Genomic DNA, 21319 nt, shown 5'->3' with positions numbered 1-21319 from the left:
AGGCTTTAAGTATATGGGAAGACAACGAATATGGAGTCATCGGTGAACAATGAACTTCGCGGCCGTCTGACCAAGGATGGCATTCGAATTTATGACCCCGCAGATTTTGCCGGAATGCACGCTGCTGGCACCTTGGCCGCGCGCATCCTGGACGACATTTGCGACCATGTGTTTGTCGGTCAAACCACCGGTGCCATCGATGCGGCGATCACCAAGATGGTCGAGGATGCAGGCGCGAAATCTGCCACGATCGGGTACAAGGGCTACGAGCACGCCAGCTGTATTTCGGTCAACCACGTGGTGTGTCACGGCATTCCCGGCGACAAGAAGCTCAAGGATGGCGATATCATCAATATCGACGTCACGGTGATCGTCGATGGCTGGTTTGGCGACACCAGCCGGATGTATGTCGCAGGCAAACTGCCGCGCAAGGCCGATCGTTTGATCCAGGTGACCCATGATGCGCTGATGAAGGGTATCGAGGTTGTCAAACCGGGCAACACCTTTGGTGACATCGGCCACGCGATCCAGACCTATGTCGAGGCGCACCGCATGAGCGTTGTGCGCGACTTTTGCGGTCATGGGCTGGGCCGGGTGTTTCACGCGCCGCCCAATGTGCTGCACTATGGTCGCCCCGGAACCGGTGCAATCCTGGAAGAAGGCATGTTCTTTACCATCGAACCGATGGTCAATCTGGGTCGGCCGGAAACCAAGACCCTCGCCGATGACTGGACAGCAGTCACGCGGGACAAATCCCTGTCTGCACAGTTCGAGCATTCGGTCGGCGTGACCGGGGATGGTTTTGAAATCTTCACGTTGTCGCCCGCAGGGCGCTTTCACCCGACCTACGAGGCTTGATCAGCGGCCTGATGCCAGCATGAGCGTGATGTGTGTGTCGCCGTACTTGCGGCTATCGATCAATCCGAACCCCACCGGTGCCGGCATCGGCGCGTTTTCTTCCCAGACGACAAGGGCATCATGGGCAACCCAGCCCGCCTCGGTGACCGTGGACAAGGCGCGCTGACCAAGGGCCATGCCGTAGGGAGGGTCGAGAAACACCAGATCGCAAGGTTCTCCGGGGCAGGAGGGCAGACGGGTGGCATCGCGGCGAATGAGGTGGGTCTGTAGCTGACTGTCCATGAGATCGATGTTCTTGCGGATGAGTTGCCCGGCGACGCGCCCATCGTCGACAAAGGTGACATGCGCCGCGCCGCGCGACAGGGCCTCGAGCCCCAACGCTCCGGTCCCAGCAAAGAGGTCCAGCACCCGTGCACCCTCTAAATCATGGCGATGCGCCAGCACGTTGAACAGGCTTTCGCGCACCCGGTCTGTGGTCGGACGCAGATGCGCGGCACTGTCGCCCTTGCCGACCGACGCCAGCGCCCGGCCACGAAATCGCCCCGCGATGATCCTCACGCGCGCAGCAGCGATTTCAGATCGGTCCCGGGGTCGGCGATCGCCTCTGGCGCCGGAGACTTCCCCGCCTCGATCAGGCGCTTGCCTATCATGTATCCGCGCGGATCAGTCATGGCGTCAACGGCAAGCAGCGTGTTGCCGGCGAAATACCAGAACGACACTGCGCCCTTGTCGCCCGTGCGCGTGACGACCCGATCATACCCCGTGTTTAAACCGGCAATCTGCAGTTTCACATCGTATTGATCCGACCAGAACCACGGCTTGGGCACATAGGGCGTTGCCGCGCCGAGTATGTTCGCGGCCACGCATTCGGCCTGATCAATGGCGTTTGGCACGCTTTCCAGCCGGAGCCGTCCGCCGGCATAAGGAAAGGATGCACAATCGCCAGCGGCCCAGATTGCGGGATCAGACGTGCGGCCAAGTTCGTCGACGGCAATGCCGTTGTCGATGGTCAGGCCAGCCATCTCTGCCAGCGCGGTCGAGGGCGTGATGCCGACACCGACAATCACGAAATCAAGGTCAATTTCGCTGCCATCGCTCAGCACCGCCCCGGTGACCTTGCCCTCCTCACCGATCAGGTGATCAAGCCCGATGCCTTCTCGAATCTCGACACCATGGGCCGTATGCAGCGCACGAAAATAGTCGCTGGTTTGCGGCGCGGCCACCCGCTGCAGAATTCGCTCTGCCATTTCCACAAGCGTGACCCTTACACCGCGCTTGGCCGCGACCGCGGCCGCCTCAAGCCCGATATACCCGCCGCCCACAATCAACGCGCGCGCACCTTGGGTGACTGCACTCGACATTGCATCGACATCCGACAGGGTACGCACCACGTGCACGCCATCCAGATCGCCGCCGATCGCTGCGGGCAACCGCCGGGGCTCCGAACCTGTTGTCAGCGCCAGTTGATCATAGCGGATCACCTCGTCACCCACCGTCACCGTTTTTTCCGCCGGATCGATGGCGGTCACGGCCTTGCCCTTGCGCAGCGCGATGTTCTGATCCGTATAGAAGCTCTCGGGTCGCAGAAACAGGCGCTCAAGCTCCATTTCGCCCAGAAGATAGGCCTTGCTCAATGGCGGTCGCTGATAGGGGGGAACAGGTTCGGCACCGATCAGGGTCAGGTCGCCATCAAACCCGCTGTTGCGCAGTTTTGCCACCAACGAGGCGCCGGCCTGTCCGGCTCCGATCACAATGATATGGCTCATCTATCGACATCGCCCCTTGAAAGTGGTTGTCCCGATGCTCACAAATCCTAATTGTGCCATTGGCGCAAACAAATTTTCAGAAAGGGACGCAACATGACGATTTCAACCGGAGAGAAACTGCCCGACGCGACACTGGTCACGATGGGTGCCGAGGGGCCTGAAACGGTCTCGCTCGCGGACAAGATCAAGGGGCGCAAGGTCGTGATTTTTGCGGTTCCCGGCGCCTTTACCCCAACCTGTCACTCCGCGCATGTGCCGAGCTTTATCCGCACCAAATCCGAATTCGATGGTAAGGGGGTCGACGAGATCATTTGCGTGTCCGTCAACGATCCCTTCGTGATGAAAGCCTGGGGCGATGCAACCGGGGCGGAGGCGGCGGGCCTGACCATGCTGTCCGATCCGGAAAGCACTTTCACCAAGGCAATCGGCATGGATTTTGATGCGCCGCCCGCCGGGTTGATTGCCCGGTCGCGCCGCTATGCGATGCTGGTCGAAGACGGGTCCGTGACGGTTCTTCAGGCCGAGGAAAACCCTGGCGTATGCGAAGTTTCTGGTGGCGAGGGACTGCTCGCTTCGATGTAGGACGGTGGCGATCATCAGGATTGAAATCCTGATGATCGCCATGCCCATCCCGTCGCGCAAGTCCGCAATATCTGCGAAATCGTTTCGAACAACCGACGACACCACGATGAACCTGTTTCGTGCTGTTCCGGATTTGGTCGGTCTTGATGCAGGCGCGATACCCGGCGGCATCAATACGCAAACGGGATATGTGACCGAACCCGCGGCCACGGCGATGCCCTACACAAGACTGTCCATCTTACGGGCCAGTTTGGCATCTTGCGCGCTCAGCCCATCGACATCATGCGTCGTCAACACCACGTTGACAGTCTTGTAGACATTGTTCCATTCCGGGTGGTGATCCCACTTTTCCGCCCAGATCGCGACCCGTGTCATCCAGCCAAAGGCGTCGATGAAATTATTGAAGACAAAGGTCTTTTCGATCGCATCGCGACCATCCACAGGCGCCCAGCCCGTTTTGAAGAGCGGGTCCAGCAATGGTCCCCGTGCCTCGTCAGACAGTTTCTCGGTCATTGCTGTTCCTCCACTTGTGGCTTTCTGAACGGGCCGTACTCCGTCAGCACTTCGATCTCTTCCTCAACCGCTTCGCGTTCGGCCCTGAGGTAGTTGGCAATTGCCTCGGCAAACCCGGGATCCGCGACCCAATGCAGACTATGGGTCTGGGTCGGTAGATAGCCTCGCGCCAGCTTGTGCTCTCCTTGCGCACCTGCTTCGACTCGTTTCATGCCTCGCGCGATGGCGATGTCGATTGCCCGATAATAGCACAGTTCAAAGTGCAGGCAGGGGTGATGTTCGATGCAACCCCAGTATCGGCCAAATAACGTATCCCGACCGATCACATTCAATGCGCCCGCGATCCAGCGATCATCTCGCTTGGCCAATACCAAAGCAAGATCATCCCGCAGCTGGTCTTGTGCAAGATCGAAGAATCGGCGGGTCAGATAGGGTGTGCCCCATTTGCGCGCGCCGGTATCCTGGTAGAACACCCAGAACGCGTCCCAATGCTCGGACTCGATCTCATCCCCGGTCAACACATGGACGCTGCCGCCAAAGTCATTGGCCTGCGCACGTTCCTTACGGATATTCTTGCGTTTGCGCGATGACAGGCTGGCCAGAAAATCGCCAAAGTCAGCATAGTCGTGGTTCAGCCAATGAAACTGCTGGCTCGCGCGCGACATCAGTCCCATTTTCTCACCGGCGGCAGCCTCCTGTTCAGTGCAAAAGGTGACGTGCAGCGATGACAACCGATTGTCTGCGGTCAATTGCACCGCTCCCTGAACCAGCGCCGATTGACCAATCTCTTCGTAACCGGGCCGCACGAGAAACCGTCTCCCGGTTGCGGGTGTGTGCGGAACCGCGATCTGGAGTTTGGGATAATAATCCCCACCGGCACGCTCGTATCCGTGCGCCCAGTTGTGATCAAAGATGTATTCGCCCTGCGAATGCGATTTGGCATACAGGGGCGCGCAGCCTATCAGCATTCCGTCCAGATAGGCGGTCAGGTATTGCGGTTGCCAGCCCGTTCCCCGACCGACCGAGCCCGAGTCCTCGAGCACAGACAGGAACCGGTGCGTCGTGAACGGATCAATCGGTCGCCCGCCATCGGCGGCTTCGGGACCGGCGCAACTGTCCCACTCTTCTGGCGCAATTTGCGACAGAGAGCCGATCACCTGAATCTCGATCTGTGCCTGATCCATCTTGTCCTCGTGCCTGAGTAGTATCTGGTCTTGTCAGGCGCTCGATCAACCCGGAAGCGGTGGCAGATAGCCTTCAAAGGTCACATTATCGGCGAACCGGCGGGCTTCTGCCTCGTCAATGGGCGATCGTATTGTCCAGCAGAGAACGGGCGCGCCGGCTTCGCGCAGTTCCGCAACACGCGGACTGGCCAGATCGTCTTTGTCATGACTGATGAAGCTGGCCTTGGCGGCATCAAAATCGGGAACCTCCCGCAACCGTTCGCAGGTTGTGACGGGCAGGGGCCATTCGGCGGGGTCAAAACCGCAAGTTACCAGGCCACGGGGCAACTCGGGTACCAATTCGGCCATTCTATCAACGCTGTGCGGATTGAACGACATGACCGCAACCGGCCCGCGATAGCCGCGCAGAGCCGCCGCCGTCGCCCGTTCAAGCGGGCCGATATCGGGGCCCATGCCCCCGTCCTGATCCTTGATTTCGATCAGCAGGGGTACCTGGCCAGCCACGATGTCCACGACTTCCGGCAGCGTCGGGATGGTCTCTCCGTCGCCGTGCTTTAGCGAAATCTGGCGCGTTTCAGCCGCCGTCAATTGCCTCACCGGGCCGGTTTTGTCGGTCAGCCGAGTCAGGTCATAGTCGTGAAAAACCAACGCCTGTGCATCGGCCGTCAATTGCAGGTCGATTTCGATGCCGTACCCTGCCGCCACAGCCGCGCGGATCGCGGCGCGGCTGTTCTCGGGGCGCCTTTGCGAAATGTCGTGCAGCGCGCGATGCGCAATTGCCGCGGTCAGGAACGCCGTGGGCAAGCGCGGCGTCATTTGACCTGAAAGATGCCTTCGATCTCGACTGCGACACCCAGTGGCAGTGATGCCGCAGAGACCGCCGAACGGGTGTGCCGTCCGGCATCGCCCAATACTTCCACAAGGAAGTCTGACGCGCCGTTCACCACCTTGGGTTGGTCCGTGAAATCGTCAGTCGAGTTCACGAAGGCCGTCAGCTTGATCACCCGCTCCAGCCGGCCGATATCGCCGCCGCAGGCGGCCTTGACCTGGGCCAGAAGGCTGATCGCGCAGGATCTTGCCGCAGCAACCCCCGCGTCGAGTTCCATCGTGTCGCCCAGTTTGCCGACGATCAGGCCGTTTGCGTCGTTGGAAATCTGACCGGAGATATACACGATATCGCCGATTTGCACGAACGGAACGTAATTCGCAGCCGGTGCCGGTGCATTCGGCAATGTCACACCCAGTTCGGCCAGTTTGTCTTCGATGCTCATATCTGATCCCCTCAGGAGTCGTGGTTTCGCGCGGACGCTAACCGGGTTCCGGCCCGCCGAAAAGCCCCAAGTCAGGATTCGCGGAAGGCCTTGGTGAAATAGTCGGCCAGCGGTTTGACCAGATAGGCCAGCGGTGTCCGGGCGTCGGTGCGGATAAATGTCTCGACGGGCATTCCTGGGATCAGGACGGTGCCCTCGGGGAGCTTGTCCTGTTCGCCTTCTTCCAGCATGATCTCGGCGCGATAGAATGAAATCTGGCTCTTGGAATCTTCAAACGCATCCGCTGAAACCTGCGTGACCGTGCCGTACAATTCGGGCGTTTCTCGCTGATCCAGGGCAGAAAAACGAAGTGTGACCGGTTGACCGACAAAGATCTTGTCGATGTGAATAGGTTCCACACGCGCGGCAATGACCAGCGGGCGGTCCTGCGGCACGAGGTAGAGCACCGGGTCGGCAGAGCGGATGACCGAACGCGGTGTCTGAACCTGCAGGTCATAGACAATGCCCGAAACCGGTGCGGTGATGTCGAGCCGGGCCAGCCGTTCGAGCAGGGATCTGCGCTGTTCAGCGAGTTCGAGTTCACGGTACTGAAGATCGCGCAGACGGGTGATTGCGTCTTCGCGTTGTCTCGTACCGAGCTTTAGCACCTCGATATCGATTTCGGTGATACGGCCCTCGGCCTGTGCCTCCGATGCAATCAGCTCTCCCAGCGTTCCATCCAGATCGGCAGCGGTTCGTTCAAGATTCAGAACCGTTCCCGCCTGCGCGAGGCCGCGGTCCAGCAAGGACTGTTGGCTTTCGAGTTCCTTGGCGATCAGAACAACCTGTCTTTGCAGTGAGTCCTGTTGTGCCTTGATACCCGTGATTTGATCGAGGATCTGACCCCGGCGTTTCTCCAATTGTTCCGACTCGCGTGCGACCGAATCCTGCCGCGCGGTGAACAGGCGCTCCTGTCCCTGAATGAGCCCGGCGACTTCCGGACGCTGTTCCGCCGCTTCGATCAGCATCGGGTCAAAGCTTATCGTTTCCGCGCCGTCACGTTCCGCCTCGAGCCGGCCGCGCCGCGCCATGAGTTCGAAGAGCTGCCCTTCGGCGATCAAGAGGTCCGACGTCAGCAGTTTGGAATCGAGACGGATCAGCACAGCGCCCTCGGCCACGGTGTCGCCTTCATCGACGAGAATCTCGGAAACGACACCACCATCTGGATGTTGCACGACCTGGCGGTTGCGATCGACCTCAAGCCGACCCGGAGCGATGATCGCGCCCGCGATGTTTGACACGACAGACCAGGTGCCGAAGCCACCCACCAGTAGCAGGAGTCCGAATAGGCCAAAGAGGACAGGCTTGCGGGCGGACCAACTGTTCACGCTCATTGGACACCTCCCATGGAAGATGACTTTTTCAACTGCTCGTGGTTGGCGACCATCTCCTTGAGAACCTTGTCTTTCGGACCAAAGGCGGCGCGGGTGCCGTTGTCCATCACCAGCAGTGTATCACACTCCTGAATGGCGGCCGGACGGTGTGCCATGATCAGAACCGATCCACCCTCGGCCTTGTGGTCGCGGATTGCCTTGTTCAGCGCCATTGATCCTTCGTTGTCCAGGTTGGAATTCGGCTCGTCCAGGATGACGATCACCGGATTGCCATAGAGCGCACGTGCCAGGGCGATGCGCTGCATCTGCCCTCCCGACAGACGCCCGCCACCTGCCGCGACGCGCGTATCATAGCCGTCGGGCAGTTTGACGATCATGTCATGCGCGGCGGCCTTCTTGGCGGCCTCCACGACGGCCGCGCTGTCGGGCGCGCCGCTGAGGCGGGCAATGTTTGCGGCGATAGTGCCGTCGAACAACTGAACCCGCTGTGGAAGGTAACCGATGTAGCGCCCCAGATCGTCCGGTGTGTATTGATCCAGCGAGGCACCGTCCAGCCGGATGGTTCCGCCTGCTGGCCGCCAGACTCCGGTCAACGCGCGCGCCAGCGTGGATTTGCCCGACCCCGACGAGCCGATCACCCCGACAGCCTGTCCGGGTTCGACACGGAAACTTACCGATTTCAGGGATGCGCGGGTTTCTCCGGGCGGCACGATTGTCAGCGCCTGAATATCCAGCGCGGCCTTGGGTTTGGGCAATTCGGTGCGCTGCGTTTCGGGTGGCACCTTTTCCAGCAGTTCGGCGAGGCTGTCCCAGCCCTTGGATGCACGCTGAACCAGCGGCCATTGGCCAATTGCCATTTCGATCGGCGCCAGCGCCCGGCCCAGCAGGATTGAGGCGGCGATCATCGCGCCCGCCGTGACTTCGTTCTGCAGGACCAGATAGGCACCAAGTCCCAGCATCGCCGATTGCAGAAACAGGCGGAGCGTCTTGGTCATTGACGTAAAGGTGCCGCCCACGTCATTTGCGCCGATGCTCTCGACAAGCGAAGCTTCGCGCGCAGTTTGCCACCGATCGAATGCAGCGCCGCGCATTCCCATGCTCTGGATCATCTCGGCTTCGTTGCGAATCTCGTCGGACAGCATCGAAGCGCGGTGTGTCGCAGAGTTGGCCTTCATCAAGGGACCCCGAGAGAACAACTGGTTCAGCAGGGTGATCATGATGAGAAGTGCGCCGCCACCCAGGGCAAGCATGCCCAGCCACGGATGAAACAATGTGATTCCGGCGAGAAAAACGGGTGTCCATGGCAGGTCAAAGACAGCCATTAACACCGGTGACGAGATCAGTCGCTGGACCGATTCCAGATCGGCGAGACCGGTCTGTGCGGATGCGTCCGACGAAATCGCGGAGCGGCGCACCATCGCATCAAAGACACGATGATCCAGCGCCGATTGAAACCGCGCCCCGACGCGCGCCATGATACGCCCGCGGCTATAGTCGAGGATGCCCATGACGCCGTAGAGAAACGCGACCAACAGCGACAGGGCGACCAGCGTTTCTTCGGATCGGCTGCCAAGAACACGGTCGTAGACCTGCAGCATGTACAGGGGTCCGGTCAGCATCAGCAGGTTTGCAAAAAAGCTGAAGATTCCGACAACCCAATAGAGCGTGCGCCCCTGGCGCCGCGCATTGCGAAGTTCGTCGCGACCTGGCTTTGGCGTCATCGTGAAATTGCCCTGTTCTTTTGGTGCCCGGCTCTACCCAAGGGCGGCGCGATCATGCGCAGCGCTTACATGGGCTGTTCCCAAACTGCCACATTTTCATTAAGTGAAGTTGGAGCGAGTGTGAACCATTCCTGTTTGCATTAGTGAGTTGCCCCATTGAATTACCTCACACCGAAGACGGACAAGATTTTCATGACCCTGCCCTTACGCGCACCGACTATGATTGCTGCCTGTCTTGGCCTGTTGATGACAACAGCCTGTACGGTTCGTGACCCCAATGAGCGAAACAGCGCCGTTCCGTTCGATCCCTATGAACAGAACAACCGGGCAGTCCATAAGTTCAACCTTGGCGTAGACAAGCTGTTTTTCCGACCTGCATCAAAGGGTTATTCGAATTTCATTCCCGATCCGATCGAAGACAGCTTCAACAGTTTTGCCGCCAACCTGTCCGAGCCGGGCGATGCCGCCAACTACTTGCTGCAGGGCGATTTGAAGCAGGCGGTCATATCGGTCGGCAGGTTCCTGATGAACACGACGATCGGATTTGGCGGGCTGGCGGATCCGGCGTCGGAGTTCGGCATCCCCGTTACAGAGACCGATTTCGGCGCGACGCTTGCGGTTTGGGGCGTTGGCGAAGGGGCCTATGTCGAGCTTCCGTTCTTTGGCCCCTCGACGCAACGCGATTCGGTTGGCGTCTTTGTTGACTTTTTCACCAACCCGCTGACCTTTGCACCGACACGGCCGATCGACAATGTCGGCTTTTATGCGAATGCTCTGGAACGGCTCAGCGCACGGGGAAGATACTCGGATACCATCGATTCGATCCTGTACGAGAGTGCCGACAGCTATGCGGTTGCGCGCGTGATCTACTTGCAGAATCGTCGCTTTGAACTGGAAGGTAACAGTGGGGATACCTATGTTGACCCCTATGCGACATCCGACACCGACCCATACGAGGATCCATATGCAGACCCCTATGCCGAATAAACACTTGATCCGCCGCAGCTTTCTGGGATCGGCCGTCGCCTTTGCCGGTCTTGCTGCCCTTCCGATGCCCGCCTTTGCCCTGACCGAGGCGGGGGCCAAGAAACTTGTCGACCAGCTTGTCGGCGAGATCAACGCTGTCATCGCATCAGGTAAATCCGAAAGCGCGATGTTGCGGAGTTTCGAGCAACTCTTCGTTAGATATGCCGACGTGCCGATCATGGCACGCTATGCGCTTGGCAATGACGCCCGCAGTGCAAGCAAAGCGCAGTTGAATGCCTTTACCAAGGCGTTTCAGGGCTACATCTCGCGCAAATACGGCAAACGGTTCCGCGAATTCATCGGTGGCAGCGTCGAGGTTACATCAACGCGCAAGATCAAGAGTGGCTACGAGATACGCAGTATCGCCAAACTGAGAGGCGAAGCGCCGTTCGAAGTGACGTTCCTGGTCTCCGACAAGTCGGGCCGCGAAAAGTTCTTCAACATGTTCATCGAGGGCGTGAACCTGCTGCTGACCGAACGTACGGAAATTGGCGCGATGCTCGACAAACGCAAGGGCAACATCGACCAGCTGACGGCGGATCTGTCCAGGCTGGGATAGGTTAGCCCTCGGCTATCGGTCGCCGGAACCTTGTGGGTTTTGGTTGCCGCTGTTGTTGCGGTTTCCTCCGCCGCCAAAGATATCGCGCAGCACCTTGTCTACAACGCCGCCGAGGCCGGTCCCGCCTGAACGATTGTCGGGGGTGCCGCCATCCCAGTTCTCCACCGGCCCGGTGGGGCCACGCATCGGCAAGGGTGTTGGCTCCAGCCCCTCATGAACCCGCACCATGGTCTCGTGCCATATCTCTGCGGGAAGGCCGCCTCCGGTGACGCCGCTGAGGGGCGTGTTGTCATCATATCCCATCCACACCCCCGCAACATATTGCGAGGTGAAACCAATAAACCAGGCATCACGCGCGGCCTGCGTGGTGCCGGTTTTTCCGGCGGCCTGCCAATCGGGGAGCCTTGCGCGTCGGCCAGAGCCTTCGGACACCACCTTTTCCATCATCCAGATCAGTTCTTCTGCGGCCTGGGTCTGAATCACCCGTTCGCCAATCCCGCCTTCTGTGCCCATGAGCGGCTCGCTCTCGCCGAGGAGCTTCAACTCTGTCAACCCATAGGGTGTCACGGCAGAGCCACCGTTCAGTATTCCGGCGTAGGCGCCCGTCATTTCGATCAGCGTGCTTTCGGACGCACCCAAGGCCAGAGCCGGGCCCGCCGCGAGATCGCTTTCGAGGCCGAACTGGCTGGCCACCTGCCGGACAAGTTCACGCCCGACTTTCTCCGAGACCTTGACCGCAGGGATGTTGAGCGAATCCTTCAGCGCATCCGCGAGGGTCACACGCCCCTTGAAATTGTTCGTATAGTTCTTGGGGCACCATTGCCCGGAGCCGGGAATATTCATGCAGAACGGTTCATCGATCACCGTGTCCAGCGGAGAGTAACCAAGGTCAAGCGCCGCCCCGTAGACAAAGGGCTTGAACGCCGAGCCGGTTTGTCTCTTGGCCTGAACAGCCCGGTTGAATGCGCCGACAACCTTGGTTTCGCGGCCACCGACAATGGCACGTACCGCGCCGTCCGCCGACATGACCACGATAGCGGCCTCTGCCTTGGAGCCTTGGCGAACCTTGTTCTCGAATACATATTGCATCGCGTCTTCTGCGGCTGCTTGCAGGCGGCGGTCCAGAGTGGTGCGAATGATGACGTCTTCGGTGGTGTTGCGGGTAAAATACTCGGGTCCGGCGGACATGACCCAGTCGGCAAAGTAACCACCAGCACGTTCTGCGGCGGCTTCCGAAAGCTGTGCCGGATGATCGCGTGCGCCCCGTGCCTCTGCAGCACTAAGATAGCCCTGATCTTCCATCAGACCGACGATGACCGTTGCGCGGTTTTGCGACCGAGTCAGGCTGTTGGTTGGCGCATAGCGCGTCGGGGCCACGAGAAGTCCGGCCAACATCGCCGCCTCGGCGGGCGAGACATTGGACGCAGACTTTCCGAAATAGCGCTGACTCGCCGCCTCGAACCCGCGCGCACCCGCGCCCAGAAAGGCCCGATTCATGTAGATCGTCAGGATCTCATCCTTGGTGTATTTGACCTCCATTGCCAGCGCAAAGACCGCTTCCTTGATCTTGCGCTGTAGCGTGCCCCGGCGACAGTCGGATTCATACTCCGCCTCGGACATCCCCGAATCCGGGTCATAGGGATCACCCAGGCACAGCAACTTGGCGGATTGCTGCGTAATGGTCGATCCACCATGGCCCGACAGCGGCCCGCGCCCTTCACTCAGATTGATCCGCACCGCACTCGCGATGCCGCGCGGGCTGACTCCGAAATGGCGATAGAACCTCTTGTCCTCAGTTGCGACGATGGCGTTCTTGATGTTGGGCGATACGGTGTCGGTGGTGATGACGCCGCCAAACTGGTCGCCGCGCCACGCAAAGACATCGCCATTGCGGTCCAGCATCGTCACTGAGCCCCGCGCGCGACCGTCAAGCAACTCGGTTACGTCCGGCAGCGTCGTATAGATATAGCCGACCCACAGCGCGATGATGAGACTGACGACCGAACCAACGCGCCAGGTGATCGCCCAGATCAGACGCAGGAACCAGCCGATCAACCGACGAAAGAATCCGATGAGGCCTCCGCCGCCACTTGCCTTGCGGCGTGTCGTCTTACGCTTGCGGGGGGCCGGCTTGGCCTTTTGAGGTGTCTTCCGTGTCTTGGTCACAGACGGCTTTCGGGTCTTTCGCGACCCGGACGTATACCGCTTGTCGGCCACCAATGGTGGCTTGCGAGGAGATTTGTTGGTCATGCTCAGCCCTGCTCGGCCTTTGTATTTGAAGCGACACTACAGTGCCGGAAGCGGTTTGTAGAGCCTTCCATTGCCCGCAACGCTGGCTTTCTGAACTGCCTGCCAATTGGGCGCCGACGGTGTTTTGTGCAAAAAATGTGCATAATCGCGCGTTTATTCCCCAAGCTCTGCTCTCCGATCATTTGCATCGCTGCATCGCGGCGTTTTGCTTTGGGTGTCTACACGCAGGGTACCTGCAAAGGAAAGGGAAAGAGGTGAAACTCATCATAGCGACAATCAAGCCGTTCAAGTTGGAAGAGGTCCGCGAAGCGCTGACCGAGTCCGGGGTTCGCGGCATGATGGTGACTGAAATAAAGGGCTTTGGTTCGCAATCGGGTCATACGGAAATCTATCGCGGTGCGGAATACGCTGTGAATTTCGTACCCAAGATCAAACTTGAACTCGTTGTCAGCGCTGCAATGACGGATCAGGTCGTCGAAACCATCACCAAGACCGCCAAGACCGGCAAGATCGGAGACGGCAAGCTGTTCGTCCTCGATGTGGAGCAGGCCGTTCGCCTGCGCACAGGCGAAACCAACGAAGACGCGCTGTGACTCGGCGGCAACAAGGGGATTTGACACAATGACACCGACAAAAACACTTGCCACAACAGCCGCGCTTGTCGCGCTGCCGTCGCTGGGACTGGCTCAGGAGTTGGATACGACGCCGACGAATGCCGATATCGGTTTTATCCTGACCACTTTCATGTTCCTCGTCATGGGTGTGCTGGTTTTCTGGATGGCAGCGGGCTTCGCCATGCTCGAAGCGGGACTGGTGCGTTCCAAGAACGTCACCATGCAGTTAACCAAGAACATGGCGCTGTTCTCGCTGGCGGCGGTCTTCTACTTCCTGATCGGTTACAACCTGATGTATCCGGGCGATGGCTGGTCCATTCCGGGCATACTTGGAGCCATTTTACCCGCCAGCCTCGAATCCGTCGGCCTTGCAGGCGCCGAACCTGACCTGACCTATGCTTCGGTCGGATCGGATTTCTTCTTTCAACTGATGTTCTGTGCGGCGACGGCCTCGATCGTGTCCGGTGCACTTGCCGAGCGGATCAAACTCTGGCCGTTCCTGATCTTTGTGGTAATTCTGACGGCGTTGATCTATCCGATCCAGGCCAGTTGGAAATGGGGCGGTGGTTTCCTCGACAAGGCCGGATTCCTCGATTTCGCGGGCTCAACCGTGGTTCACTCGGTGGGTGGCTGGGCGGCTTTGACGGGGGCACTCATCCTCGGACCCCGCATCGGGAAATACACCAGGGACGGCCGCGTGGTTCCGATCCCCGGCTCCAACCTCGCGCTGGCGACACTGGGTACATTTATCCTCTGGATGGGTTGGTTCGGCTTCAACGGCGGATCGCAGCTTTATATGGATACGGCGGGCAATGTCGCCGATATCAGCCGCATCCTAGCCAATACCAATGCCGCCGCTGCGGCGGGCGCCGTGGCCGCTCTGATCCTGACACAGACGCTGTACAAGAAGCCTGACCTTACAATGATCCTGAACGGCGCACTTGCCGGTCTGGTGTCGATCACCGCCGAGCCGCTGACACCTTCGTTGCTCTCGGCGACGCTGATCGGTGCCGTTGGCGGCATTATCGTGGTGTTTGCCGTGCCATTCCTCGACAAACTCAGGATTGACGACGTGGTTGGCGCTATTCCGGTACACCTGTTTGCAGGGATCTGGGGCACGATCGCGGTGGTTTTCACCAATCCCGATGCGTCGCTGATCACACAGCTTTATTCGATCCTGGTCGTCGGCGTCTTCGTGGTCGTGACTTCGGCAGTGGTCTGGCGCACGCTCAAGGCCGTCGGTGGCATCCGCGTCGGTGAAGAAGAGGAGATCAACGGCCTGGACATGACGGAACTGGGCATGGAAGCCTATCCGGAATTCTCCAAAGGTTAACGCAACCGTGCATGTGTGGGAAAGGCCCCGGTGTTCTGCGCCGGGGCCTTTTCCAACTCACCCATGGTGCGATTTGCGTCGTGGATATTGATCGTGGAGACGTTCGGGCAACGTCCGCGTCAGAAACGTAGGTTGCAAAGCAAAACGCCCACTAAGGTTGGCGGGCGTTGAGATCGATAGTCGTCTGTGTCTGTAGGTGCACCAGAAATCGCCCACCGCAGTATGCGTTAGCGGCGCAGGCCCAGACGCTTGATCAGGTCTTGATATCGGGCTTCGTCCTTGCGCTTGACATAGTCGAGCAGCTTGCGACGCAGTGCGACCATCTTCAGCAGGCCGCGACGGCCGTGATTGTCTTTCTTGTGGGTCTTGAAATGTTCGGTCAGGGTCGCGATGCGCGAGCTCAGAATGGCAACCTGAACTTCGGGCGAACCGGTGTCGCCTTCCTTGGTTGCAAATTCCTTCATGACACGTGTTTTTTCTTCAAGCGTAATCGACATCGGGGTCTCCTTTGCAGGGTTAGAGTGAATGGCGCAGGCCGGGATGTCGTCCAGCACAGGCCCATGAAGAAGGTCCAGAACCGGCCCGCAAGGACTGCGAGTCGGTCAGGGATGGGCGCGTATAGGCGCATTTCACAGGAAAGGCAAAGGGTTTCGGAAACGGGCGTGGCGTCAGGCGCTGCCCAGCCCCAGGGCCGCGCCTGCGGCGTGATCCATGACCACGATATCCTCGGCGGTCAGCGTTGCGCCGCCCATGACGCTGGCGACTTCGTTGCCATCGATCAGGATATGGCTGAGACCGGGTGTGTCCTCGTCCGCGATCACCTCGATTTGCGGTGCCGGATTCTGTTCGAGATCCGACATCACCAGTAGCTGATCCTCTTCGGCGTCAAAGTCCATCAGGCGAATGGACCCGGGATCACTGGCATCATCACGGTTACCTGTCTCCCCCGCATCCAGCACAAATTGATCCGCGCCATCGCCACCAGTCATCACATCGCCACGCCCGGCGACCAGGAGGTCGTCGCCCTGGCCGCCATTGAGGTAATCCTTGATCTCATCGTCGTCCTGATCCGCCTCGGAGCCGACAAGCAAGTCATCTCCAAATCCGCCGAAAAGGGTATCCTGGCCTTGACCGCCAACAAGGGTATCATCGCCCAACCCGCCATGCAGCGCATCATCGCCGTCGCCACCTCGCAGGCTATCGGCACCGTCGCCGCCTTGCAGGGTATCCTCGCCATCGCCGCCCAACATCAGATCGGCGCCGCCATGGCCAAAGAGCATGTCCGCACCGCTATCACCGCTCAGCATGTCCTGCCCGTCTTCACCGTGCAGCGTGTCGTTACCGTCTCCGCCAAACAGCGCATCATCGCCCGTCGCGCCGTGCAGCGTGTCGTTGCCGGCACCTCCATGGATCGCATCATCACCGGAGTAACCGTTGATCTGATCGTTGCCGGCGTCACCCGAGATTTGCTCGGCCCCGTCCGCACCGGAAATAATCTGGTCGATCGGCACGATATCGTCAGCGGCTTCGCCAGTTGCCAGATCCTCGCCATCGGGCTGGACGCTATCGTCCCCATCCTCCTCAAGTTCCGGGGACAGATCCACCGCAAGTGCAGCGCCGCCGACAGCAAGCAAGCCCAGCAATCCAGCCAACATCAACATCACAATGCTCCACACAGTATCCCGGTAGAGTAGGCCATGCAGACATCGCGCCGGTCAAACCAAAGCTGACGTCACGGTTAACCGAAGGTTACCGGATCCAGGGTTCGGGCTGTTGGCTGTAGGCGATGTAGAGCGGGTGTTTCGGGTGACCTGCCTTGCTGAGGCCAAGGTGAAACAAGGGCCGCCCGGTGCTGCGGAGCAGGGTTGCCACGGCATCCCCGCGCGACAAGTGCGCGCCATGCGTTCCCCAGGCCGCGATCACCTGATCGGCCCAATCGGCCCCGGCAAGGATCGCCGCGTCGTTCTCTGGCCCCACCGGGTCGATGGCGGCGCGCATCGCGCGCGGTTCGGTGTCGCGCCAGGCAAAGATGTTGGTCACCTGGAACGCGCCAAAACCAAGCGCCCGTGCCCGCCGCTCACAGCGTTCGACAGTCGGGTCGTTCTGGACTTCGGTGGCGGTCGAGGGGTTCAGCATGACAAAGAGCGCGCGCCTGCCTTCCGGGTCCCAGACCCGCGTGAGGCTGTAACGATAGCGTTCGCAATCGGAATAGACGGCGGTCGACGGCGCATCGCCCTTGGTATGGGATCGGGTAATCATGCTGTGGGTTTAGCCAATCTGCGCGCTCTGGGAAAGGTCGCCCGGTTGAGGTATAACGAGGGTGAAGTGACCGTTGCAATTTGGATGGGGCCCGCAATGCAGCAGATGAGGGATTTCATCGAATCGTATTGTGCCGCGTGGAGTGCGATAATTTCAGGCGAGCTTGACATCATGGAGCTGACCCGGTTCTTTCATCTGCCCTGTCTGATGGTCGGGCAGGATGGTGAGGTGACCGAATACCAGAGCGCCGGTGACGTCGAGGCGTTCAATCTGACCCGGCTGACTGCTTTTCGCGAGGGTGGCGCATCTCACGCGCGGCTTCGGGGCATCGATGTCGGCAGTGAGGGTCCGCATCTTGCGCTCGTGGTGGTCAACTGGGAATTGCTGCGCAAGGATGGTCGCCTTGAGCGGGCCTGGCGGCACTATTATACGCTGCATATTGGCGCGGAGGGCCCGCGCATACTCGTGTCCGGATTTCAGACCGGGGCCTGAACAGAGCAGGCAGTCAGCATTGATTGAACACCCGCGCCGGGTGCAGTTCTCCGGATTTGTATACGCCGACCGCCACCGCCTTGCCATCATGCGAGGCCCATGCGTCATCGCCATAGTCGACATCCGAGGCCAGAACCATGCCGGGATTGCCGTTGCGCAAACGCGCGGCACCTTCGGGGGTGCAGCGCAGTTCGGGCAACTCGGAGAGACCGATTTCCAGGGGCTGCAAATGCGCATCCAGTTCCGGAGTTCGGGCCATTTCCTCGACCTGTTCAAGTGTCAGCGCATCTACGGCAGTGAAGGGGCCGGACCAGAGTCTCCGCAGCGACACGACATGCCCCAGACAGCCAAGTGATTTGCCGAGATCGCGGGCGATGCTGCGCACGTAGCCCCCTTTGCCGCAGGTCATTTCCAAAGTTGCATGATCAGCATCGGGACGGTCGGTCAGGATCAATTCCTCGACCCACAGGGGCCGGGCCGCAAGGTCCATGTCTTCGCCATCGCGGGCACGCTTGTAGGCGCGTTCCCCGTCGATCTTGACGGCCGAGAACTGTGGCGGAACCTGCTGGATATCGCCGACAAACGGGCTCAGCGCCTCCTTGATCTGCGCGTCCGTGGGGCGCAGGTCGCTTTCACCGATGATCTCGCCCTCGGCGTCATCGGTGTTGGTGGCCTGTCCAAGGCGCACGGTAAAGGCATAGGCCTTGAGCGCGTCGGTGACGTAGGGAACGGTCTTTGTCGCTTCTCCAAGCGCAATCGCCAGCACGCCTGTCGCCGTCGGATCCAGTGTGCCTGCATGGCCCGCCTTTTGCGCGTTCATGGCCCAGCGGACCTTGTTCACGACGGCGGTGGACGTCGGCCCGGCGGGTTTGTCGATGATCAGCCAGCCGGATATGTCGCGGCCTTTGCGCTTGCGTCCCATGATGTCTCCGGTTTGGCCTGTGCTGCGGCGGGGTAGCCGAGGCGGGCAGGGGTGTCAAACCCATGCGTGCGGCGTGGCCGATAAACCCATTCCTTTTCAGGCGTCGGACCCCATTGTTGCCAAAAACAGTTTCCGCGAGAAAAATGCAGTTGATGCAGGACAACGCCGTCATTCACGCTTGTCGCGTCAGGTAATCCTCAACCAGAGATACAAAGTAGGCGCAGCCATACGCGATCGCCGCTGACGATGTGGCACTCCGTGTGACGATTGTCTGAAATACTCTGACGCAATAGCCAGGGATTTCGTCAAGCTACAGGGTCCGCCTCGGGCCTAGTCGGCGTCTACAACCAGCCCGACCATCGGGCCAAGGCGAAAGCCGAGGTCATTGCGGTTGATCGACGGAGCATAGAGGCGCGAAATGTTGCCGTCGAAATAGAGCGCATTGGGCAGGTTCAACGCGTCGCGGAACATGCTGCCGAACTCATGGAAGGTAACGGCGTTGCGGGAAATGGCAAAGACGGCGCGGGTGCCGTCAGCATTCGTGCCGACGCCGTTGCGGATATAGCGCGAGGTGCTGTCGATCAGGAAACGCGGATGCAATTCGCCGTCGATGACCAGCATCGGGCCAGACTGCGTGGCATACGCGCAGGCGGGTTGGTCCTCGACATAAGTCAGTGTTTCGATCACGTCGGCACGGCCTTCGCGGATGCAGAACACGCCATTGGGCAAAAGTCCGAAATTGCCCGGCCCCTCAGTGGTGATCACCCGCATCTGTTCAATGCCGTTTTCAAGGTAATGACCCACCGGCGCGCGATCCTCGTGGTACATGCCGGCATTCATCGCAAAGGCCAGCGTTTTGCCCGTTGGGGCAAGTGCGGCATTGACGGTCGAAAAATGGCCGAGCAGATCGCCGGTATCATCATACAGAAACAGGCGCAGATCGGCCCCTGTCATATGGATTTCGCAGATCGCATAGACGTTGCCGGCATGGGTCAGGTCGCGACAATCCTGAGCCTGTGCGGCGGCAGGAGCCAGCAGCAGGGCCAGCAGACAGGCCGCGAGGCCTCTCACCCGTCGATGTCGCGGCGTACCGCGTCCTGGTTGAGCATGCGGCGGGTGTCATCCATCCGATCAAAGGTATCGTCCAGCTGAAACCGCAGGTCGGGGGCGAATTTCAAGGCCAGTTTCTTGGAGATCGCACGGCGCAGCTCGCCCTTGTTGCGCGCCAGCAACTTCAGTACATCTTCCCGCCCCTGTCCGCCGAGCGGCAGCACATAGGCGGTGGCGACACGCAGATCGGGAGAGGTGCGCACTTCTCCAACCGTGATCGACAGGCGATTGAGGTCGGGATCGTGGACATCGCCGCGGGCCAGCACCTCGGAGAGGGTCCGGCGGATCAGTTCGCCGACGCGAAGCTGCCGTTGGGACGGGCCGGGGCCATCATGAAATTTGTTCTTTGCCATGTCCCTGATCTAAGCCGAACCGAGGGCTTTGCCAAGCGGGCCGCAACCGGATAACAGCATCTGACGCAAGGGAGTGACGCGCGATGACACATAAGCCGGGGATTGTTGTGACGGGGGCATCGGGCCGGATGGGCCAGATGCTGGTGCGGATCATCAGCGAAAGCGACAAGGCACAGCTCGTGGGGGCCGTCGAGCGGACCGGCCATGACTGGGTTGGTCAGGATATTGGCACTGCGATGGGCGCGCGTGCGTCAGGAGTGACCGTGATCGACGATCCGCTGGAAGCATTTGCGCAGGCACAGGCGATCATCGATTTCACGGCACCCGAAGCGACATTGGAGTTCGCCGCACTGGCGGCGCAGGCACGGTTGGTACATGTGATCGGAACCACGGGCATGAGTGATGCACAGATCGAGGCGCTGACCCCGGCGGCGCGTCATGCCGTGATCGTGCGCGCGGGCAATATGAGCCTTGGGGTCAACCTGTTGACCCAATTGACCCGCAAGGTGGCGGCGGCGCTGGACGAGGATTTCGATATCGAGATCATCGAAGCGCATCATCATCACAAGGTTGATGCCCCGTCGGGCACGGCGCTGATGCTTGGCGAGGCGGCGGCAGAGGGGCGTGGCGTGGCCTTGGCCGATGTCGCGGATCGGCGTCGGGATGGTATCACCGGCGCGCGGGAGCGGGGAAACATCGGCTTTGTGGCGATCCGGGGCGGCGACATCGTGGGCGAGCATGATGTGCTCTTTGCTGCGCCGGGCGAGCGGATCACCTTGCGCCATGTGGCGACCGACCGGGGTGTGTTTGCGCGGGGAGCTTTGCGGGCCGCACTGTGGGGGCAGGGCAAGCCCCCCGGCGCATATGACATGGTTGATGTGCTGGGCCTCAACGACTGATCGGCGATTTTTCGCCCATCGGCTCGACCCAAATTTCATGGCCGGAACAGGCATAGTGCGGACCGGGATGCAAAGGTGTCCGCCGGACATCGGGTCGCGGCATCATTGCCTGCTGTCCCGCACCCTTTGATGGGTGATCGCTCATCCTGTGGTTTCTGTCGCTCGCAGATCGGTGTGGTTTCGCGCCGGGGCGCTGGACCAATCGGCCTGCACCTGGTCGGGTCAGCCGCCTTT

23 protein-coding genes are annotated in these 21319 nt (G+C 60.2%); 8 read left to right on the top strand and 15 right to left on the bottom strand.

Features of this window, described 5'->3' with window-relative positions:
• Positions 1 to 30 precede the first annotated feature (30 nt).
• Complete coding sequence (map, locus tag QO231_RS04245) at positions 31 to 858, top strand: type I methionyl aminopeptidase (protein WP_316773634.1); 828 nt, start codon at positions 31 to 33, stop codon at positions 856 to 858.
• On the opposite strand, the gene rsmD is transcribed toward map, so the two are convergent.
• Together rsmD and QO231_RS04235 are read right to left on the bottom strand one after the other, a co-directional pair.
• Entirely contained in the window at positions 859 to 1416 is a 558-nt protein-coding gene (gene rsmD, locus QO231_RS04240) for a 16S rRNA (guanine(966)-N(2))-methyltransferase RsmD (RefSeq protein ID WP_316773632.1), read from the bottom strand.
• Complete coding sequence (locus QO231_RS04235; protein ID WP_316773630.1) at positions 1413 to 2624, bottom strand: NAD(P)/FAD-dependent oxidoreductase; 1212 nt, start codon at positions 2622 to 2624, stop codon at positions 1413 to 1415. The genes rsmD and QO231_RS04235 overlap by 4 nt, the downstream gene beginning before the upstream one ends.
• 93 nt (positions 2625 to 2717) lie before the next feature.
• On the opposite strand from QO231_RS04235, the gene QO231_RS04230 reads away from it, so the two are divergent.
• Complete coding sequence (locus QO231_RS04230; RefSeq protein ID WP_316773628.1) at positions 2718 to 3206, top strand: peroxiredoxin; 489 nt, start codon at positions 2718 to 2720, stop codon at positions 3204 to 3206.
• A 219-nt stretch (positions 3207 to 3425) separates the two neighbouring features.
• Here the strand turns inward: QO231_RS04230 and QO231_RS04225 are convergent, their stop codons facing one another.
• From QO231_RS04225 to QO231_RS04200, 6 genes are all read right to left on the bottom strand, one after another.
• A complete protein-coding gene (locus QO231_RS04225) occupies positions 3426 to 3719 on the bottom strand; it encodes a 4a-hydroxytetrahydrobiopterin dehydratase (protein ID WP_316773627.1) in 294 nt (97 codons plus the stop codon).
• Positions 3716 to 4903, bottom strand: a complete 1188-nt coding sequence (locus QO231_RS04220) for a GNAT family N-acetyltransferase (protein WP_316773626.1) — start codon at positions 4901 to 4903, stop codon at positions 3716 to 3718. Before QO231_RS04220 ends, QO231_RS04225 begins: the two co-directional genes overlap by 4 nt.
• A 45-nt stretch (positions 4904 to 4948) precedes the next feature.
• On the bottom strand, positions 4949 to 5719 hold the full coding sequence (locus QO231_RS04215; protein ID WP_316773624.1) for a glycerophosphodiester phosphodiesterase family protein: 771 nt from the start codon (positions 5717 to 5719) through the stop codon (positions 4949 to 4951).
• Positions 5716 to 6174 carry a RidA family protein gene (locus tag QO231_RS04210; RefSeq protein ID WP_316773622.1) on the bottom strand — a complete coding sequence of 153 codons (459 nt, stop codon included), beginning with the start codon at positions 6172 to 6174 and terminating at the stop codon, positions 5716 to 5718. Before QO231_RS04210 ends, QO231_RS04215 begins: the two co-directional genes overlap by 4 nt.
• A gap of 71 nt (positions 6175 to 6245) precedes the next feature.
• Complete coding sequence (locus QO231_RS04205) at positions 6246 to 7547, bottom strand: HlyD family type I secretion periplasmic adaptor subunit (RefSeq protein WP_316773620.1); 1302 nt, start codon at positions 7545 to 7547, stop codon at positions 6246 to 6248.
• Positions 7544 to 9268, bottom strand: a complete 1725-nt coding sequence (locus QO231_RS04200; protein WP_316773618.1) for a type I secretion system permease/ATPase — start codon at positions 9266 to 9268, stop codon at positions 7544 to 7546. Before QO231_RS04200 ends, QO231_RS04205 begins: the two co-directional genes overlap by 4 nt.
• A 192-nt stretch (positions 9269 to 9460) precedes the next feature.
• Here QO231_RS04200 and QO231_RS04195 point away from each other — a divergent pair, with 192 nt between their 5' ends.
• The gene (locus QO231_RS04195) at positions 9461 to 10255 is read left to right on the top strand and encodes an MlaA family lipoprotein (RefSeq protein WP_394356563.1); all 795 of its coding nucleotides are present in this window, start codon (positions 9461 to 9463) and stop codon (positions 10253 to 10255) included.
• Complete coding sequence (locus tag QO231_RS04190; RefSeq protein WP_316773616.1) at positions 10245 to 10853, top strand: MlaC/ttg2D family ABC transporter substrate-binding protein; 609 nt, start codon at positions 10245 to 10247, stop codon at positions 10851 to 10853. The genes QO231_RS04195 and QO231_RS04190 overlap by 11 nt, the downstream gene beginning before the upstream one ends.
• Positions 10854 to 10865: 12 nt before the next feature.
• On the opposite strand, the gene QO231_RS04185 is transcribed toward QO231_RS04190, so the two are convergent.
• On the bottom strand, positions 10866 to 13103 hold the full coding sequence (locus tag QO231_RS04185) for a transglycosylase domain-containing protein (protein ID WP_316773614.1): 2238 nt from the start codon (positions 13101 to 13103) through the stop codon (positions 10866 to 10868).
• A gap of 254 nt (positions 13104 to 13357) precedes the next feature.
• Between QO231_RS04185 and QO231_RS04180 the strand changes: the two genes are divergently transcribed.
• Together QO231_RS04180 and QO231_RS04175 are read left to right on the top strand one after the other, a co-directional pair.
• Positions 13358 to 13696 (top strand): P-II family nitrogen regulator, encoded by a 339-nt coding sequence (locus QO231_RS04180; RefSeq protein ID WP_316773613.1) that lies wholly within the window; start codon positions 13358 to 13360, stop codon positions 13694 to 13696.
• A gap of 28 nt (positions 13697 to 13724) precedes the next feature.
• Positions 13725 to 15050, top strand: a complete 1326-nt coding sequence (locus QO231_RS04175) for an ammonium transporter (protein ID WP_316773612.1) — start codon at positions 13725 to 13727, stop codon at positions 15048 to 15050.
• Positions 15051 to 15277: 227 nt separating this feature from the next.
• On the opposite strand, the gene rpsO is transcribed toward QO231_RS04175, so the two are convergent.
• From rpsO to QO231_RS04160, 3 genes are all read right to left on the bottom strand, one after another.
• On the bottom strand, positions 15278 to 15547 hold the full coding sequence (rpsO, locus tag QO231_RS04170; protein WP_316773611.1) for a 30S ribosomal protein S15: 270 nt from the start codon (positions 15545 to 15547) through the stop codon (positions 15278 to 15280).
• 171 nt (positions 15548 to 15718) lie between these two features.
• Entirely contained in the window at positions 15719 to 16711 is a 993-nt protein-coding gene (locus tag QO231_RS04165) for a calcium-binding protein (RefSeq protein WP_316773609.1), read from the bottom strand.
• Between the two features lie 88 nt (positions 16712 to 16799).
• On the bottom strand, positions 16800 to 17309 hold the full coding sequence (locus QO231_RS04160) for a DUF1643 domain-containing protein (protein ID WP_316773608.1): 510 nt from the start codon (positions 17307 to 17309) through the stop codon (positions 16800 to 16802).
• A gap of 66 nt (positions 17310 to 17375) precedes the next feature.
• On the opposite strand from QO231_RS04160, the gene QO231_RS04155 reads away from it, so the two are divergent.
• On the top strand, positions 17376 to 17801 hold the full coding sequence (locus QO231_RS04155; protein ID WP_316773606.1) for a hypothetical protein: 426 nt from the start codon (positions 17376 to 17378) through the stop codon (positions 17799 to 17801).
• A 13-nt stretch (positions 17802 to 17814) separates the two neighbouring features.
• On the opposite strand, the gene truB is transcribed toward QO231_RS04155, so the two are convergent.
• The 3 genes from truB to rbfA form a co-directional block, all read right to left on the bottom strand.
• The gene (truB, locus tag QO231_RS04150) at positions 17815 to 18723 is read right to left on the bottom strand and encodes a tRNA pseudouridine(55) synthase TruB (RefSeq protein ID WP_316773604.1); all 909 of its coding nucleotides are present in this window, start codon (positions 18721 to 18723) and stop codon (positions 17815 to 17817) included.
• A gap of 330 nt (positions 18724 to 19053) precedes the next feature.
• On the bottom strand, positions 19054 to 19794 hold the full coding sequence (locus tag QO231_RS04145; protein ID WP_316773602.1) for a phosphodiester glycosidase family protein: 741 nt from the start codon (positions 19792 to 19794) through the stop codon (positions 19054 to 19056).
• Complete coding sequence (gene rbfA / locus QO231_RS04140; RefSeq protein ID WP_316773600.1) at positions 19791 to 20186, bottom strand: 30S ribosome-binding factor RbfA; 396 nt, start codon at positions 20184 to 20186, stop codon at positions 19791 to 19793. Before rbfA ends, QO231_RS04145 begins: the two co-directional genes overlap by 4 nt.
• An 83-nt stretch (positions 20187 to 20269) precedes the next feature.
• On the opposite strand from rbfA, the gene dapB reads away from it, so the two are divergent.
• Complete coding sequence (gene dapB / locus QO231_RS04135) at positions 20270 to 21085, top strand: 4-hydroxy-tetrahydrodipicolinate reductase (RefSeq protein WP_316773598.1); 816 nt, start codon at positions 20270 to 20272, stop codon at positions 21083 to 21085.
• Positions 21086 to 21319: the final 234 nt, after the last annotated feature.

The sequence above is a fragment of the Sedimentitalea todarodis genome, from assembly GCF_032595355.1.
Taxonomy (GTDB): domain Bacteria; phylum Pseudomonadota; class Alphaproteobacteria; order Rhodobacterales; family Rhodobacteraceae; genus Sedimentitalea; species Sedimentitalea todarodis.
This window is presented reverse-complemented; position numbering and strand designations above follow the sequence as displayed.

What these genes read in the sequence shown, in the direction of transcription:
- QO231_RS04200 (WP_316773618.1), bottom strand. Translation starts at nt 9,268, where the DNA reads ATGACGCCAAAGCCAGGTCGCGACGAACTTCGCAATGCGCGGCGCCAG.
- QO231_RS04195 (WP_394356563.1), top strand. Translation starts at nt 9,461, where the DNA reads ATGACCCTGCCCTTACGCGCACCGACTATGATTGCTGCCTGTCTTGGC.
- QO231_RS04165 (WP_316773609.1), bottom strand. Translation starts at nt 16,711, where the DNA reads ATGTTGATGTTGGCTGGATTGCTGGGCTTGCTTGCTGTCGGCGGCGCT.
- truB (WP_316773604.1), bottom strand. Translation starts at nt 18,723, where the DNA reads ATGGGACGCAAGCGCAAAGGCCGCGACATATCCGGCTGGCTGATCATC.
- QO231_RS04215 (WP_316773624.1), bottom strand. Translation starts at nt 5,719, where the DNA reads ATGACGCCGCGCTTGCCCACGGCGTTCCTGACCGCGGCAATTGCGCAT.
- QO231_RS04185 (WP_316773614.1), bottom strand. Translation starts at nt 13,103, where the DNA reads ATGACCAACAAATCTCCTCGCAAGCCACCATTGGTGGCCGACAAGCGG.
- QO231_RS04160 (WP_316773608.1), bottom strand. Translation starts at nt 17,309, where the DNA reads ATGATTACCCGATCCCATACCAAGGGCGATGCGCCGTCGACCGCCGTC.
- QO231_RS04205 (WP_316773620.1), bottom strand. Translation starts at nt 7,547, where the DNA reads ATGAGCGTGAACAGTTGGTCCGCCCGCAAGCCTGTCCTCTTTGGCCTA.
- map (WP_316773634.1), top strand. Translation starts at nt 31, where the DNA reads ATGGAGTCATCGGTGAACAATGAACTTCGCGGCCGTCTGACCAAGGAT.
- QO231_RS04210 (WP_316773622.1), bottom strand. Translation starts at nt 6,174, where the DNA reads ATGAGCATCGAAGACAAACTGGCCGAACTGGGTGTGACATTGCCGAAT.
- QO231_RS04235 (WP_316773630.1), bottom strand. Translation starts at nt 2,624, where the DNA reads ATGAGCCATATCATTGTGATCGGAGCCGGACAGGCCGGCGCCTCGTTG.
- QO231_RS04225 (WP_316773627.1), bottom strand. Translation starts at nt 3,719, where the DNA reads ATGACCGAGAAACTGTCTGACGAGGCACGGGGACCATTGCTGGACCCG.
- dapB (WP_316773598.1), top strand. Translation starts at nt 20,270, where the DNA reads ATGACACATAAGCCGGGGATTGTTGTGACGGGGGCATCGGGCCGGATG.
- QO231_RS04220 (WP_316773626.1), bottom strand. Translation starts at nt 4,903, where the DNA reads ATGGATCAGGCACAGATCGAGATTCAGGTGATCGGCTCTCTGTCGCAA.
- rpsO (WP_316773611.1), bottom strand. Translation starts at nt 15,547, where the DNA reads ATGTCGATTACGCTTGAAGAAAAAACACGTGTCATGAAGGAATTTGCA.
- QO231_RS04190 (WP_316773616.1), top strand. Translation starts at nt 10,245, where the DNA reads ATGCCGAATAAACACTTGATCCGCCGCAGCTTTCTGGGATCGGCCGTC.
- rbfA (WP_316773600.1), bottom strand. Translation starts at nt 20,186, where the DNA reads ATGGCAAAGAACAAATTTCATGATGGCCCCGGCCCGTCCCAACGGCAG.
- QO231_RS04175 (WP_316773612.1), top strand. Translation starts at nt 13,725, where the DNA reads ATGACACCGACAAAAACACTTGCCACAACAGCCGCGCTTGTCGCGCTG.
- QO231_RS04230 (WP_316773628.1), top strand. Translation starts at nt 2,718, where the DNA reads ATGACGATTTCAACCGGAGAGAAACTGCCCGACGCGACACTGGTCACG.